12 protein-coding genes are annotated in these 15,811 nt (G+C 72.8%); 10 read left to right on the forward strand and 2 right to left on the reverse strand.

Annotated elements, in window-relative coordinates; genetic code table 11:
* Nucleotides 1-25 precede the first annotated feature (25 nt).
* The 4 genes from Q0994_RS02715 to Q0994_RS02730 all read left to right on the forward strand — a co-directional run bounded on the left by Q0994_RS02715 (nt 26) and on the right by Q0994_RS02730 (nt 3,679).
* Nucleotides 26-2,209 (forward strand): hypothetical protein, encoded by a 2,184-nt coding sequence (locus Q0994_RS02715; RefSeq protein ID WP_299528322.1) that lies wholly within the window; start codon nt 26-28, stop codon nt 2,207-2,209.
* A 208-nt stretch (nt 2,210-2,417) separates the two neighbouring features.
* Nucleotides 2,418-2,855 carry a VOC family protein gene (locus Q0994_RS02720; RefSeq protein ID WP_299528324.1) on the forward strand — a complete coding sequence of 146 codons (438 nt, stop codon included), beginning with the start codon at nt 2,418-2,420 and terminating at the stop codon, nt 2,853-2,855.
* Nucleotides 2,856-3,021: 166 nt separating this feature from the next.
* Entirely contained in the window at nt 3,022-3,381 is a 360-nt protein-coding gene (locus tag Q0994_RS02725; RefSeq protein WP_299528325.1) for a hypothetical protein, read from the forward strand.
* 118 nt (nt 3,382-3,499) lie between these two features.
* The gene (locus Q0994_RS02730; protein ID WP_299528327.1) at nt 3,500-3,679 is read left to right on the forward strand and encodes a hypothetical protein; all 180 of its coding nucleotides are present in this window, start codon (nt 3,500-3,502) and stop codon (nt 3,677-3,679) included.
* Nucleotides 3,680-3,743: 64 nt separating this feature from the next.
* On the opposite strand, the gene Q0994_RS02735 is transcribed toward Q0994_RS02730, so the two are convergent.
* On the reverse strand, nt 3,744-5,234 hold the full coding sequence (locus Q0994_RS02735; protein WP_299528329.1) for a dienelactone hydrolase family protein: 1,491 nt from the start codon (nt 5,232-5,234) through the stop codon (nt 3,744-3,746).
* A gap of 361 nt (nt 5,235-5,595) precedes the next feature.
* Here Q0994_RS02735 and Q0994_RS02740 point away from each other — a divergent pair, with 361 nt between their 5' ends.
* Nucleotides 5,596-7,638 (forward strand): phosphocholine-specific phospholipase C, encoded by a 2,043-nt coding sequence (locus Q0994_RS02740; RefSeq protein ID WP_299528331.1) that lies wholly within the window; start codon nt 5,596-5,598, stop codon nt 7,636-7,638.
* Nucleotides 7,639-7,901: 263 nt separating this feature from the next.
* Nucleotides 7,902-8,297, forward strand: coding sequence for a hypothetical protein (locus Q0994_RS02745; RefSeq protein ID WP_299528333.1), 396 nt, complete (start codon nt 7,902-7,904; stop codon nt 8,295-8,297).
* A 141-nt stretch (nt 8,298-8,438) separates the two neighbouring features.
* Here the strand turns inward: Q0994_RS02745 and Q0994_RS34105 are convergent, their stop codons facing one another.
* Complete coding sequence (locus tag Q0994_RS34105; protein ID WP_363325526.1) at nt 8,439-8,699, reverse strand: pentapeptide repeat-containing protein; 261 nt, start codon at nt 8,697-8,699, stop codon at nt 8,439-8,441.
* Nucleotides 8,700-8,701: 2 nt separating this feature from the next.
* Here Q0994_RS34105 and pstC point away from each other — a divergent pair, with 2 nt between their 5' ends.
* The 4 genes from pstC (at nt 8,702) to Q0994_RS02765 (ending at nt 15,667) form a co-directional block, all read left to right on the forward strand.
* Nucleotides 8,702-9,685, forward strand: a complete 984-nt coding sequence (pstC, locus tag Q0994_RS02750; protein WP_363325528.1) for a phosphate ABC transporter permease subunit PstC — start codon at nt 8,702-8,704, stop codon at nt 9,683-9,685.
* A 245-nt stretch (nt 9,686-9,930) separates the two neighbouring features.
* Nucleotides 9,931-11,271: a phosphate ABC transporter permease PstA gene (pstA, locus tag Q0994_RS02755; protein ID WP_299528337.1), complete on the forward strand. Its 1,341-nt coding sequence runs from the start codon at nt 9,931-9,933 to the stop codon at nt 11,269-11,271.
* A gap of 113 nt (nt 11,272-11,384) precedes the next feature.
* Complete coding sequence (pstS, locus tag Q0994_RS02760; RefSeq protein ID WP_299528339.1) at nt 11,385-13,127, forward strand: phosphate ABC transporter substrate-binding protein PstS; 1,743 nt, start codon at nt 11,385-11,387, stop codon at nt 13,125-13,127.
* On the forward strand, nt 13,124-15,667 hold the full coding sequence (locus Q0994_RS02765) for a hypothetical protein (protein WP_299528341.1): 2,544 nt from the start codon (nt 13,124-13,126) through the stop codon (nt 15,665-15,667). The genes pstS and Q0994_RS02765 overlap by 4 nt, the downstream gene beginning before the upstream one ends.
* The last annotated feature ends 144 nt before the right edge of the window (nt 15,668-15,811 follow it).

A 15,811-nucleotide genomic window follows, 5' to 3' on the forward strand; every position in this document is an offset into this window, starting at 1 on the left:
GCGGAGCCAATCGGGAGAGCCTGCTTTGAGTCGTGAAACTGACAGTTCGTCCTCCGGGCCCCAGGGGCGCGGTGGTGCCGCGTACCCGTCGGGCACGCCGCCGTACGGATCACGCCAGTATCCGTCGCTGAACCCGACGCAGGAGGAGCCTTCCGAGGCCCCCGAACCGGCGGAGCCGCCCCGGCCCGAGGAGAAGAAGACCGAGACCACGCTGACGACGCGGATCCGGATCAACATCCCCGGTTCGCGGCCGATCCCGCCGGTCGTCATGCGTACGCCGATGGGCGAAGGCGAGGGCGAGAGCGCGGGCGACCGCCCGGACCCGGAACGCACCGTGGCCACCCCGGCCCCCGGTCCGGTCCCCGGCGCGCCCGCGCCCGGCGCCCCGGCCGCTTCCGGGTCCGAGGGGCCGGACTCCGGCGCCGACGGTCCGGCGCCGGCGAAGAGCGGCAGCGACTGGTTCGCCCCCCGCAAGAACGCCCCGGCTCCGCCGGCGGGCGAGAGCGGCGGTCCCGCGGACCGGAGCGGCGGCCCGTCCGCGGCCGGCGCCTCCGGCGACCGGCCGGCCGGAACCCCGCCCCGTGCGGACCTGCCGGGCTTCCCGGGCGGACCGCAGCAGGGTTTCCCGGGCGGGCCCCCGCCCGGCGGCACCCGTGACGGCGGCCCCGGCGGCCCGCGTTCCACCCCCGACTTCGGCGTACGGCCCCCCGGTCCGGGCGGCCCGACGACGGGCCCCGCGGCCGGAACGGCGTCCTTCGCGCCCGGCGGCCAGGGCGGTCCCGGCCAGGGGCCGGGTGCTCAGGGGCCGGGTGCGCAGGGGCTCAGCGGCCAGGGTCCTGGTGCGCAGGGTCCGCGTGCTCAGGGCCCGGGCGTCGGTGGTCCCGCCGGGGGGCCGGGTGGTCCCGGCGCACCCACGGGTCCGGCGGCGGGCAATCCGTTCGGTCCCGGTCCGGGCGGTCCCCACGGGGGCACGGGCGGCCCCGGTCCGGGCGGCCCGGGTGGCGGCACGGGCGGCCCCCGCAGCGGTGTGCCGCCGCGGATGTCCGACGACACCGCGATCCTGACCCCGCAGCAGCCGGCCCCCGAGCCGCGCGGCGGGCACGTCTCCGGCGACACCCTCACCGGCGGCATCCCGGTGATCCCGGGCGGTCCCCGGCCGTTCCCCGGCGGCCCCGGCTCCCCGGACGGCCCGACGGCCGGCGGACCGGACTCCCCGGAGCCCGCCCGCCGGACGCCCGCCCCGGCCCCGGCCCCCAGGAAGAAGGGCCGCTCCAAGGTCACCCTGCTCGGCGTGGCCGCGGTCGTGCTGCTCGGCGTCGCGTACGGCGCGGGTCTGCTGCTGAACCACTCCGAGGTCCCCAAGGGGACCAGCGTGCTCGGCGTGGACATCGGCGGCGGCACGAAGCAGGAGGCGGTCGACACCCTCGACAAGGCCCTCGGCAAGCGCGCCCAGGCGCCGATGACGCTCTCGGTGGACGGCAAGGAGGCCCAGCTCGACCCGGAGAAGGCCGGGCTCGGACTGGACGCCGAGGAGACCGTGCGCGGCGCGGCGGGCAGCGACTACAACCCGGTCTCGGTGATCGGCTCCCTCTTCGGCGGGGACCGTCCGGCGGACCCGGTGATCCCGGTCGACGAGGAGAAGCTCGGCGCCGCCCTCACCGAACTGGCGGGCGTGTCCGGAACCGCCGGCGAGGGCACCATCAAGTTCGAGCCGAACAAGGCGATCGCCGTGCCCGGCAAGTCCGGGCAGCGCCTCGACGTCAACCAGTCGATCATCTCGGTCCGCGACGCCTACCGGGCCCAGGTGCAGACGGGCAAGGCCTCCACGGTCGAACTGCCCGTCAGCACCCAGGAACCCACCATCACCCAGGCCGAACTGGACCGGGCGATGAAGGAGTTCGCCGAGCCCGCGATGTCCGGCCTGATCACGATCAAGGCGGGCCCGAAGGAGATCCAGTTCGGCCCGGCGCGGTCGCTGCCGCAGATCCTGTCGATGAAGGCGATCGACGGCAGGCTCGTCGACCACTACGACAAGCAGGCCATCGAGACCCTGTGCGACGGAGTCTTCGACGGCATCATGGCCGTCAAGGCGGACGGCAAGAAGCACCAGGTCGGCCCGGACGACGTGGCCCAGGCCATGAAGACCGCGCTGACCGGCAAGACGCCCGCCGAGCGGACCGTCACGATCGACCTGACCGGCGCGGGCTGACCCACGTCCGGTTCGCCGTTACCCACCGCCCCCGCCCCCGGTGCCGCCTCGCGGCCCGGGGGCGGGGGCGTACGTCGTCGTTGTGCGTCGTACGGCGTGCTTCGTCGGCGGTGGCGTACGGGGGCCGGGGGCAGGGGCGTTGTCGGTGCGGGCGGGTACGTTCGGCCGGGTCCGGCATTCCTCCCACCACGAGATTCGGGAGACTCTCATGGCGACCCCCTGGGCCCTCACCTTCGACTGCGCCGACCCGGTCGGGCTGGCCGCCTTCTGGGCCCTGGCCCTCGGCTACGAACCCGCCCCGCCGCCCGAGGGGTTCGACACCTGGCATGCCTGGTACGCCGACCAGGGCGTCCCGGAGGCGGAGTGGGACGACGGCGCGGGGCTGCGCGACCCCGAGGGCATCGGCCCCGGCCTCTCCTTCCTCAAGGTCCCCGAGCCCAAGCGGGCCAAGAACCGCCTGCACCTGGACATCAAGGCCGGTGGCGGCCGCCAGACCCCCTGGGAGACCCGCTGGCCCCGCGTCACGGCCGCGGTGGACCGGCTGACGGCGGCCGGCGCACGCGTCGCCTCCGTCGAGGAGCTGAACGGCCGGCCGGACCACTTCGTGCTGGAGGACCCGGAGGGGAACGTCTTCTGCGTGGTGTGAGGGGAGTGCGCTGGGTGGTGGGCCGGCCGTGTGGCGCCCGGACACCGGCTCGGCAGCGACAGCTCGAAAGAGGGAATGGCGGGAGCTGTCGCTCCCCCTTCCGGCCAAGTGGTGGGCGTGATCACCGCCTACTGCAACGGCATGCCGAAGTGCCCACACCGGGTGAATGAATAAGCCGGTGAACGAAGACGACCACGAGATCGAAGACCTGCAGAGGGAAGTAGCCGGCCTTCTGTTGGAGTACGTCTACGCGCCACTGCTGGAAGACCAGCACGTACGAGGGGTCCTGCCCGCTCCGGAGGGTGCCCCCGCAGTCCGAGTCGCCCTCGGCGACAGGGACGAGTGCGTGCCCTCCCGGCTCACGATGTACGAGATCCCCCTGGGCGCGGGTGATGAACTGCGTACCTCGCACGACGTCGTCGCTCTCCTTCGGGCTGCACACACCGGGACGCACATCTACCCCTCGGACAGAGTCACTTCCGTCATGGGAATGGATCTGTACCTGGTCGACCCCGGCCACTCTTGAAGAGGCGCCGTTCACCACGCACGACTGGGCCTCCACCCTCCTGCGGTGCCTTGCTCGGCCGCCGGACGGGCGCCCGGAGACAGGGCTACGCGGATTCCTGTTCACAGCAGGAGGGCTGTTGCGCCTTTACCTGGACAGCGCTGACGTACGTGGTGTCGTCGGCGCTGACGTACGGCCCGGCGGTGCACTGACCGCCCTCCTGGCGGCGCTGCCCTCACTGCTCGGGCGGGAATGGGGGACCCCGGACACGCTCGACGACCCTCACTGCCGGTACGTGGTGGATCTCACCGGATGGTGAGCAGCAGAGGCACGAACACTCGGCACACGGTTGTAGTGCGGGTCCGGCCGGGGAGAGGAGCGGCTCAGCGGCTTTTGGCCGACGGGTAGACGCTGAGGTCGCCGTAGTCGGACAGCACGCCGGCCAGGTCACCGGGGGTGTGCCGGAGGGTGGCGTCCAGGAAGGCGAGGGTGGTCGCGGCGACGACGTGCGGGCTTTCGTGGCGGCCCAGGGAGCCGACCGTCGAGGGCACAGGCGGCAGGTAGAGGGGGCTGTCCATGAAGGTGAGGTGTGCGGCGCCGGGGACAGTGAGTCGGTAGCTCGTCGCGGTGCCGGCCCGGAGGGCCTCGGTGAGACGGGGCAGGTAACGCGGGTCGGTCGCAGGAGTGATGGCCTGGGTGAGCGCGAGGGCCGGCTGCTGGAGGGCGGGGAGGGCGGGGCCGTGGGGGTAGCCGTCCAGATCGATGACGGCGTCGAACCGGCGGTCCTGCCGCGCCGCTTGCAGAGCGGCCGCGCCGCCCATGGAGTGCCCGGTGACTGCGACCCGACCGGTGTCCAGGCGCCCGGTCAGCGGGTCCGTGTTCTCACCTCGGTCCAGATGCTCCAGCTGGGTGAGGGCGAAGCGGAGATCTGCGGCCCGGACGGCCGTCCAGCCGACCGCCAGCCTGCCGTCCTCGTCCCGGTCTCCGGTGGAGGCGATCTTGGCGTGGATCGTTCGGCCGTCGGCGAGTACGACGGCGGCGGAGTCGTAGGGGTGGTCGAGAGCGACGACCACATAGCCGTGGCTGGCCAGTTCTTCCGCCCACGCGGTGTTCTGGGTACGCACTCCGCCCGATCCGGGAGAGAACAGCACCACCGGGAACCGTTCGCCCCCGCCGGCCACCGGAGCGCCGAAGACCGCATGGGTGCGGGCACGCGGGACGCCGTCGACCAGGAAACCGGGCAGGCCGGCCTCGCGGGCGAGGGCATCGGAGACGGTGCGCGCCTCCTGCTCCGTACGACCGAGGTACTGGGCCCGCTGCCCGCCCGCGGGGCCTTTCCGCGCGGGATACCAGAGCTGGAGCACGACGGTGCGCCGGTCGTGCGGATCAGCGGTGAAGCTCTCCGGGCGGAGCGGGTCGGTCCACTGCACCACGCGGGTGCCGACCGCGAAAGGGCCCGAGGGCTCGGGAAAGACGGGCACGGGAAAGGCCCAGGCTGCCACCGGACCCATGGCGATCAGGCCGACGCAAGCCACTGACCCCGGCATCGCAAGCCACCATCGGGCCCGCCGCGTCGGCCGTCCGGTACGGCGTCGCAGCAGGGGAGAGAGGGCGAACGGCGACGCGACGGCAGCACCTGCCACTACCGGCAGCATCTGCCAGCGGATCCCTGTCACGCTCAGCACGATCGCGGACGGCACGAAAACCGCCGCCGCGGCCATCGTGACGCGTGGGCGGGCGGCGGGAGCAAGCCAGCGTGCCACCACCAGCGCGACGGCACCCAGCAGGACAAGGAGTTCCAGGGGGGACAGGTACAGCCCCGTGATGTTCTCGGCCACCCGGTCATACTCGACGCCGGGCACGCGCTGCCACATCGCTCGCGGGTCGCCTTCGTGTGGAACCGTGGTCGCACTCCGGGGCAGGTCCCCGTGCGACCGGAGTGGTACGCGAACCCGCCGGATCAGCGGCCGCACTGCCACCCGGGAGGTACGGGAAATCCTCCTGCGGTCGTGGCGTCGCACGGTGCCGTCGGACGACCCCGGAGGTGAGAGGGGCAGGTGGGAGGGGCGCGGCCGTGTCTCGAACGGGTGCCTCGTCACGCGAACCCGCTGTCGCCGTACGGGCCGGGGCCGTTCACCGGGAGGTCATGCGCCGGCCGGGTGGACTCCGTCCGGAAGCGGCATGGTTGCGCGGCGGCGCGCCTCCGGGGTGCGCCCGGAGACGAAGGCAGGGCGCATGACACCCATCAGCCGTAGAGGATTCGTAGGACTGGGCGCTTCCGTGGCCGCGGGGATGACACTGGGCGCGGCTCCGGCTCCGGCTCCGGCCGCGGGCACGCGGGCGGGCGCGGCGGCCGCCGCCACGGGGACGATCAAGGACGTCCGGCACGTGGTGATCCTCATGCAGGAGAACCGCAGCTTCGACCACTACTTCGGACGGTTGAAGGGGGTGCGCGGGTTCGACGACCGCAGCGGCATCACCCTCGCGGGCAACCGCTCGGTCTTCGACCAGCCCAACGGCACCGGCCGCCAGTACCCGTGGAAGCTCAGCGCGACCCCGGCGGCGGGCGGCCAGCCGGGCCCGGTGCTGGCCCAGTGCAACGGCGACCTGCCGCACTCCTGGTCCTCCCAGCACACCGCGTGGAACAAGGGCCGGATGGACAAGTGGGTATCCGGCGTCGGCAGCGTCCGCTCGCTGGGGTACCTCGACCGTGCGGACCTCCCCTTCCACTACGCGCTCGCCGACGCCTACACGGTGTGCGACGCCTACTTCTGCTCCACCCTCAGCGCCACCGGCCCCAACCGCACCTACCTGTGGAGTGGAAAGGTCGACGCCTCCAGCTACGACGGCGGCGACGAATCGGGCCTGACGTGGCAGAACTACGCCCAGGCGTTGCAGGCGGCCGGGGTGAGCTGGAAGGTCTACCAGAACGCGCAGGACAACTACGGGGACAACGGCTGCGCCTACTTCTCGGCGTTCACCAGTGCCAAGGCGGGCAACCCGCTGTACGACCGGGGCATGTCCTCCGTCCCGAAGGTGACCGGCTCCACCCCGGACGACATCGCCGCCGCCATCAAGGCGGACGTGCTGGCGGGCACGCTGCCGCAGGTCTCCTGGGTCGTCCCGAACCAGGCGTTCTCCGAGCACCCCTACGCGCCGCCCGGCGACGGGGCGCACTTCATCGACCTGGTCTACCGGGCGCTGGCCGCGGACCCGGACGTCTTCGACTCCACCGTCCTGTTCCTCAACTACGACGAGAACGACGGCTGCTTCGACCACGTCCCGCCGCCGGTCCCGCCCGCCGGTACCGCCGGTGAGTTCCTGAACGGTGTCCCGTACGGGTTCGGGTTCCGCGTCCCGATGACGGTGATCTCGCCCTGGACGCGCGGCGGCTGGGTCTCCTCGGAGGTCTTCGAGCACACGTCCGTGCTGCGCTTCCTGGAGACGTGGACGACCGCACTCGGCACCCCGGCCGCCTGCCCCAACATCACTGCCTGGCGGCGCAAGGTGAGCGGCGACCTGACCGGTGTGTTCGACTTCGCACACCCGGTCTACGGCGCGGTCGCGCTGCCGGCGACGAGCGTGATCGGGTACGCGACGTGCGGTCCGTTGTCCAACCCCGTGCCGACGACCAATGCGCTGCCCGCCCAGGAGCCGGGCACCCGCCCCTCCCGTGCCCTGCCCTACCAGCCCAACGGATACCTGGACCGGCTGGAGTTCGGGACCTCCGGGAAGATCCTCGCCTGGTTCACGATGGCCAACCAGGGCGCGCCTGCCACCCGGGCGGCCCATCTCTCCATCCACCCCAACGCCTACCGCGACACGACGCCGTGGCAGTACACCGTGGACGCCGGAGCCACCGCCACCGACTTCTTCAACATCGGCTCGGGCAACGGCGACGGCAAGTACGACCTCACGATGACCGGCCCCAACCGGTTCCTGCGCCGCTTCAAGGGGGACGCCACCAAGGCGGGCAAGTCGGCGGAGGTGCGCGTCAGGTACGCCACGGCGTCCGGCACCGGGAAGCTCGCCGTCTACTTCGCCATGGTCAACTCCGGTACCGCACCGCTCACCTTCACCCTCACCTCCAACCACTACCGCACCGACGGCCCGTGGACCTACACCGTCGCCGCCGGCGCCACGGTGGAGGACTTCTTCAACGCGGCCGCCTACCAGAACGGCTGGTACGACTTCACCGTCACGGTGGACGCCGACGCCACCTGGTCGCGCAGGTTCACCGGCCGGCTGGAGACGGGATCGGCGAGCGTCAGCGGCTGACGCCCGCCTCCGCGCGGCGCGTGTAACCATCTGGAAGCCCTGGTTCCGGAAGGCCGTCCCCGCGTGCGCGCGCGTGGGGACGACCGGGGGCGGGCTCGGGCGATTTCCCTTGTGTGGCCGGGTGGTTACCGGGCAATGAATCGTGACCTATGGTGACTCCTTTACCTCTCCACCGTCCCTACGGCTCAGTAGATTGCCCGTGCTGCCCACGCGGGTGCGTACCCTGCGGTCTTTTCTGTGAGGGGCGGCGGGGGGGTGGGGCCATGGAACAGCCAAGGGGAGCGGGCGGACCGGCCGCGAGCACGGCGGGCATGCGATGTCAGATCGACATCGACGGCGAAGGGGGTTACGGCTGGCGGCTGATCGCGTCCAACGGGCGGCCCGTGGCGGTGGCGCAGGTGTCGTACGCCTCGCACGCACGGTGCAGGAGCGCGTTCGTCGCCCTGTGCGCGACGCACGACCGGCACACCGGGGGCATCCAGCACAGCGCGGGAGGCGGCGGCTGGGTCTGGGTGCTGCGGGATCTGCGCGGAACGGTGGTGGCCGCGTCGTCCCGGACGTACGAGCGGCACGCGACCTGCCGTACCGCTTTTGAGCGCTTCCGTTCGATGCTGCCCGAACTGGAGCCGGAGAAAGGCGCGTTGTGGGGGGAGGCGTGAAGAGGTCCGGTCGTCGGCCGGCCTGAGCAGGCCGGGGCGGACCGTCTCGATGTTGCCCCGCGGGGTCCCCTCGTTCACCTTTCGGGCCGAGCGCGTCAATCGGGCGGGGCGAGCGTCGGGGTGTGGATTCGCCGAAGATGTTCAGACGCACCGCGAAGGACCGGACACGCGCGGGGCGGCCCGCCGACGCCCGGCCCGACGCGTTCGACGGGCCGCCCGAGGACGTACGGTCCGGAGGCGTGCAGCCCGGAGGCGTGCAGCCCGGAGGCGTGCAGCCCGGAGGCGTGCAGCCCGGAGGCGTGCACCACGGAGGCGCGCAGCCCGGGGACGTACGGCGCGGAGACGTATCGCACGGGGACGTACCGGACAGCGCCGGGGCGGTCGCCGTGGCGCTTGCCGCACCGGTGACGGACGCCGTCCCCCGGCGGCTGTACGCCGATCCCGGACTGCCCGACAAGGTGTTCCGCACGGTGGCCCGCTCCGGGGGCGCGCTGGTGCTGGTGGTCATGCTGCTCGTCGGCGGATTCCTGTTCCACCGCGCCCGGCTCGCACTCGAAGAGGCGGGCTGGTCGTTCCTCACCACCGCCCAATGGGCCCCGGACGCGGGCGACTTCGGCATCGCGGCCGTGCTCGTCGGCACCGTCCTGATCGCTCTCATCGCCATCGTGTTCGCGGTGCCGCTGGCGCTCGGATCGGCGCTCTACATCTCCGAGTACGCCTCACCGCGCCTGCGCCGGACGCTCATCAGCGTGGTGGATCTGATGGCCGCCGTGCCGTCCGTCGTCTACGGCCTCTTCGGCTTCTTCTTCCTCCAGGACAAGGTGGTGCCCACCGCCCGGTGGATCGCCACCTACCTCGGCTGGATCCCGCCGCTCGGCGTCGAGGGGGCCGACCCGGACGACCCGCTCGCCCCGGCCAGCGTCTACACCTCGTCCTCCCTGCTGGCCGGTCTGGTCGTGGCGATGATGATCGCGCCGATCATCTGCTCCATCATGCGGGAGGTCTTCTCGCAGGCCCCCGCCGGTGAACGCGAGGGCGCCTACGCGCTGGGCGCCACCCGCTGGGGCATGATCCGCAGCGTCGTGCTGCCCTTCGCCAAGGGCGGCATGATCGGCGGCACGATGCTGGGGCTCGGCCGGGCGCTGGGGGAGACCATCGGCGTTTTCATGGTCATCTCGCTGACCTTCGACGTCCAGTGGCACGTGCTGCAGGCCGGCACCAGCTCCGTCTCCTCGCTGATCGCCCTCCGGTACGGGGAGGCGGGCGAGTTCGGGATGTCCGCGCTGATGGCGGCGGGGTTCGCGCTGTTCGTGATGACGCTGATCGTCAACTTCGCCGCCTCCTCCATCGTCGCCCGCAGCCGTTCCGGGGCGAGCAGCGACGCCTGAGCGGAGCCGTCGTCGCGGGCGGCGGGCGCACCCCGACGACCGCCGGGCCGCGGAGCCGGCCGGGCCCCGAAACCACCGAGTCCCGCGAGACCCCGCCGCCGACCGAGTCCTGAAGCCCGCCGAAGCCTGAAGCCGCCTGAAGCCCGCCGCAGACCGTGGCCGCAGACCGCGCCGCACGCAGCCTCCCGCCCGCCGAGTCCTGAAGCCCGCGCCCGGTTCCGCCCGGAGAAAAGAGCCTTCCGACCATGACCCTGGCCCCCGAAGCGCCCCGCGCGTCCGGCGGCGCGGACCCGGCCCGCGACCCCGCGCCCCGTACCGTCCTGCCGGGACCCGCCCGCACCAAGGACCCGGCGGGCGAGCGCCGGCGCGCGCTGTCGCCGCTGCGCGCCACCGACGTCTACGCGCTGATCGGCTCCGCCGCCGGGGCGCTCTCGCTGACCTGGCTGGTCTTCGACCGGCTCACGCCCTTCAACGGCGCGGTGGGGTTCGTCGTCGTCGCGTACGTCCTGTTCCTGACGCTCTACGGGATCGTCGTCTCGCTGGACGAGGACGGCCCCGCCGTCGTGGACCGGATCGCCGCCGCGCTGATCCGCTCGCTGGGGCTGCTGCTCGTGGTGATCCTGGTGTTCGTCGTGGTGTACGCCCTGTTCGAGGGCCGCAGCGCGCTCGCGCACCTCAACTTCTTCACCGAGGACATGCGCTTCGCGGGACCGCTGGAACCGCTCAGCGTCGGCGGCGCGCTGCACGCGGCGGTCGGCACCCTGATCATGATCACCATCGCCCTGGTGATCACCGTGCCCGTCGGGCTGGTCTGCGCGGTCTTCCTGAACGAGGTGCCCGGACCCTTCGCCCGCTTCGTCCGCACGGTCGTGGAGGCGATGACCGCGCTGCCGTCCATCGTCGCCGGGCTGTTCGTCTACGCGACGGTGATCCTCGGACTCGGCATGGACCGCTCCGGGTTCGCGGCGGCCCTCTCCCTCTCGGTGATGATGCTGCCGATCGTCATCCGGGCCGCCGACGTCGTCATCCGGCTGGTGCCCGGCACCCTGCGCGAGGCGTCGTGCGCGCTGGGCACCTCCCGCTGGCGGACGGTCTGGCACGTCATCCTGCCCACCTGCCGCTCCGGGCTCACCACCTCGGTCATCCTCGGCACCGCGCGGGGCATCGGCGAGACCTCGCCGGTGCTGCTCACCGCCGGATTCACCGCCGAGATGAACTGGGACCCGCTCTCGGGGCCCATGGTGTCGCTGCCGCTGGCCACGTTCACCTTCGTGCGCTCGCCGGAACCGAACATGATCTCCCGCGGCTTCGGGACCGCCGCCCTGCTGATGGCCGTGGTGCTGCTGCTGTTCGTCGCCGCCCGCGTCATCGGGGGCCGCGGACCGGGGCAGCTCACGCGGGCCCAGGAGCACCGCCGGGTGACGGCCTCCCGGCGCGACGCCGCCCGCTTCGCCGCGCGGCACGCCGCCGGCCCCACGGCCGCGCCCGCCACCGCACCCGCGCCGCATCCGTCCGATCCGCCACCACCGGAGCCGTACCGGACCGACCCGCCGTCGTACCGCTCCGACCCGCCGGCCGCGCCGTGACGCGCGCCGAGCGACCTCCGCCGGGGCGCCCCTCGCGGCGCCCCGCCCGGAGCGACGCCGCCCGCGCGGCGCGTCCGCCCGCACCGAACCCGTACGCCCTGAAGGAGTCCGTCGTGAGACCCGCCACCGCCCTGTCCCGTCCGGGGGTGATGCTGATGGCGCTGCTGCTGGTGTTCGGCGCGCTCTCGGCCGTCCGGGCGCCCGCCGCCGAGGCCGCCTCGTACGCGAAGATCACCGGTTCCGGCTCCACCTGGAGCGCCAACGCGGTCACCCAGTGGGTCCGCAACGTCAAGGCCAACTTCGGCATGACGGTCAACTTCACCGACAACGGCTCCTCGCAGGGCCGCGAGCAGTTCCGCAACAACGTCGTGGACTTCGCGGTCTCCGAGATCCCCTACGGGCTGAAGGAGCAGGGCGTCGTCGACACTCCGCCCAAGCGCGGCTTCGCCTACATGCCGATCGTGGCCGGCGGCACGGCGTTCATGTACAACCTCAAGATCAACGGCAAGCGGGTCACCAACCTGCGGCTCTCCGGCCCGGTCATCGCGAAGATCTTCACCGGGCGGATCACCCGCTGGAACGACGGCGCGATCAGGGCGGACAACCCGGGGCTGACCCTGCCGGCCCGCCAGATCATCCCCGTGGTGCGCTCCGACGGCTCGGGCACGACGGCGCAGTTCACCACCTGGATGGCGAAGAAGGAGCCTGCCGCCTGGAACGCCTACTGCGCCAGGACCGGGCGCGGCTCCGCCTGTGGGATGACCTCGAACTACCCGCTGCTCAGCGGAAGTTCGATGATCGCCAAGTCCGGATCCAACGGTGTGGCGGGGCATGTGCGCCAGGAGTCCGGTGAGGGCGCCCTCACCTACGTCGAGTACTCCTACGCGCTGAAGACCGGTTTCCCGGTCGCCAAGATGCTGAACACGTCGGGCTTCTACGTGGAGCCGACCGCCTCCAGCGTGGCCGTCGGCCTGCTCGGCGCGCGGATCAACACCGACAGGAGCAGCCAGTCCTACCTCACCCAGATCCTGGACGGCGTCTACGACAACCCGGACCGCCGCACCTATCCGCTCTCCAGCTACAGCTACATGATCCTGCCGACCAAGGTGGAGCAGGGCTTCACCGAGGACAAGGGCAACTCGCTCGGCACGTTCGGGCGTTACTTCCTCTGCGACGGTCAGCAGCAGGCCGAGGAGCTGGGCTACTCCCCGCTGCCGAAGAACCTCGTCCAGGCCGGTTTCCAGCAGTTGCGCAGAGTTCCGGGCGCGCCCGCCTCCGCGATCGACATCAACAAGTGCCGCAACCCCACCTTCTCCGCCGACGGCAGCAACACCCTCGCCAAGAAGGCCGCTTACCCCAAGGCGTGCGACGCGAAGGGCCGCACGCAGTGCACCACCGGCACCGCCGGTGACACCTCGGCGACACCGGTCAAGCCCGCCGCGTCCGGCGGCGGAGGCACTTCCGGCACAGGGACGGCGTCCGCCGGAAGCGGGACCGCCGCCGGCGGCGGCTCCGGGACGGGCGGCGCCACCGGCGGCCGGGGCACGGGAGGCACGGCCGGTGCTGCGGCCGACGCGGACGGCGACGGCGCGGCCGACGCCGTGGCGGCGGGAGGCGCGGCGGCCGGAGGCACCACGATCGACCCGGACACCGGTGAGGTGATCGCCGACTCCGGTACGTCCGGCGACAGTTCGGTGGTCGCCAACCCCGTCACGCTCGCCACCGGGGACGCCTTCGGGATGCGTGGCGCGCTGATGGCGCTGTCCGCGGTGCTGCTGGTGGCCCTGGTCGTCGGTCCGCCGCTGACCGCGCGGGCCCTGGCGGCCCGCGCACGACGCCGGGGGGAAGCGGCATGAGCGACGCGACGACGTATCCCGGCGCACCGGGGGCGGGGCCCGCGCGCGGTGTGCGGGTGGGGAGCGCGGGACGGCTCGTGCCCGTCCGGCGCCGACTGGTGGCGGGCCTCGGCGCGCTGGCTGCCGCCCTGGTCCTCGCCGTGGTGCCGCTGCCTCCGGGCGGCGACGCGCGGGCGAGCGCGGCGGAGCAGGGCTCGGCCGTGACGAAGACCGGTACGAAGGGACCGTACGACGACTTCTCGCAGGTGAAGGTGACCGTCGGCCAGACGGCCGACCTGCGGGGCCAGGCGGTGAAGGTGTCCTGGACGGGAGCCACCCCCGGGACCACCGAGAAGGCCCGCGACTTCATGCAGATCATGCAGTGCTGGGGCGACGACCCCGAAGCCGGGCCGTCCCGCGAGCAGTGCGAGTTCGGAGCGGGCGGCACGGCGACGCCCGGCGGCACCCGCGCCCTCGTACCGGGCTCCGACATGGACCCCGGCGAGGACGGCTACGGGGACGTTCCGACCGAACCGGGGGTCACCGACCAGAAGTACGTCCCGTTCCGGCCGGCCGACGGGCCCGCGACGACGAGTGCCTACGACTACACCTACTTCACCGGCGGGGACAGCAACTCCCTGCCCTGGGTGCAGAACGACTCCGACGGCTCGGGCGAGGCGATCTTCGAGGTGACGACCGCCTTGGAGGCGCCGCACCTGGCCTGCGGGGCGCGCCGGACGGCCGACGGGAAGGTCCAGCCGTGCTGGCTCGTGGTCGTGCCGCGCGGCGACCACAACCCGGACGGCAGGCTCGCCGAGTCCGGCACGTCGCCCCAGGCGGCGAGCGGGCTGAGCCGGTCGGTCTGGGACCAGCGCATCGTCTTCCGCCTGGACTTCCTGCCGGTGGGCGACAACTGCGACGCGGACAAGCCCGAACGCCGCACGATCGGCTCCGAGTTGGTCACCGACGCGATGACGTCCTGGCAGGGGGCCCTGTGCACCGCGGGGACCCGTCGCTTCACCTTCACCCAGACCGGCGAGGACACCGCCCGCTTCGCGGTCACCTCGCCGACGGACACCTCACCGGGCCTCGCCTTCACGGTGGACCCGGTCGAGTCCGGGGCGGCCGGCGCCGCCGTCGTGCACGCACCGGTCGCCATCAGCGGCCTCACGATCGGTTTCCTCTGGAACTACGACGAACCGGAGACCGACGCCTCCCGCCACGTCGGCCGGCTGCGGCTCAACCAGCGCCTGCTGGCGAAGCTGCTGACGGAGTCGTACGTGGAGAACGTCCGCATGACCATGTTCAACCAGCCCCCGCCCGAGACCGTGGCCGGAAACCCCCTCCGGATCTCGACCGATCCGGAATTCCTGGAACTGAACCCGGACATCAAAGCGGGTCGCAATGCGCCGAATGGAATGATCGTCGGTCTGGAGAATTCGGACACGGCCCGGATGCTCTGGCGCTACCTCATCGAGAACGACGCTGCGCGCGCTTTCCTGGAGGGCGAACCGGACCCCTGGGGAATGCGGATGAATTCCAGCTACACGTCCCTGGAACTCGCGGATGAGCCGATCAACTACTACCCCAAGAGCGACACCACCGCGACCGGCACGCTGTGCCCCGACGTCTCGTACACCAGCCAGAACCTGGTGCCGTACGCCAACGACCTGCACGCGGCGGCCCTGAAGATACGCCGCGGCTACTCGGGACTGGCGTTCCTATGCGACCGGACGACCGTTCCGGTGGGGTTGCAGTCCACCCGTCCTCCGCTGGTCGGCGCCCATGAGATCGGTATCGCCGACTCCGCCTCCGCGCGGCGGTACCTGCTCGACGTGGCGGCCCTGCCCAACGCCGACGGGACCTTCGTGAAGCCGACCGACGCCACCCTGCTGAAGGCGGTCGCGCAGATGCCCGACTCCTCGGTCGAGGGCGTCAAGGCGGCCGACCCGTCGAAGGCACGCGGCAGCGCGTACCCGCTGACCTCCGTCGTCTACGCGGCGGCCTCCGTCGACCAGGCGCGGGACGCCCGCGACGACTACGCCAAGGTCATCCGGTACGCAGCGGGCCCGGGGCAGCGGCCCGGCACGGCGGCCGGCGAACTCCCGGCGGGATACGCCCCGCTGCCGCAGGCCATGCGGGACCAGGCGCTCGCCGCGGCGACCGCGCTGGAGAAGGGTGTGGCCGCCGGGGGCGACGACCCGGCGGACGGGGCGCCGCCGGCCGGCGGCGCGCAGGGCGCGGCCGGCGGCGGTTTCCCGGCCGGTGCCGCGGACGGCGGCGGGGGCGACGTGGGCGGGGCCGCCTCCGGCGCGGGCGGTGGCGCCGGCGACACGGCGGACGCCGACGCCCCGAGCGCCGCGCCGCCCGGCGGTGCGGGCGGCGCGGGGCAGCCCGTCGCCGAGTCCGCGGTCGGCGGCACCACCCCCGGCCAGCTGCTCGGCGCGGTCCGCTGGGTGCTCCTCGGCGTGCTCCTGCTGGCCGCCGCCGCCTCCCTCGCCGGACCGGTCCTGCTGCGGCTGGCGGCGCGCCGGGGCGGGACGGGGGCGGTCGCCGGGTGAGGCGCCGGAACCGACGGGGAGCGCGCCTTTCCGGTCCGGACCGGCTCCGGTCGGGCGCGCTTTTCCAGCTCCGTCACGCGCACCTCCAAGGGTGGCCCAGGAAAGAATTCATTCATCTGATCCGCCCCTCGGATTTGTGGCCAC

The sequence above is a fragment of the uncultured Streptomyces sp. genome (assembly GCF_947488945.1).
Classification (GTDB): domain Bacteria; phylum Actinomycetota; class Actinomycetes; order Streptomycetales; family Streptomycetaceae; genus Streptomyces.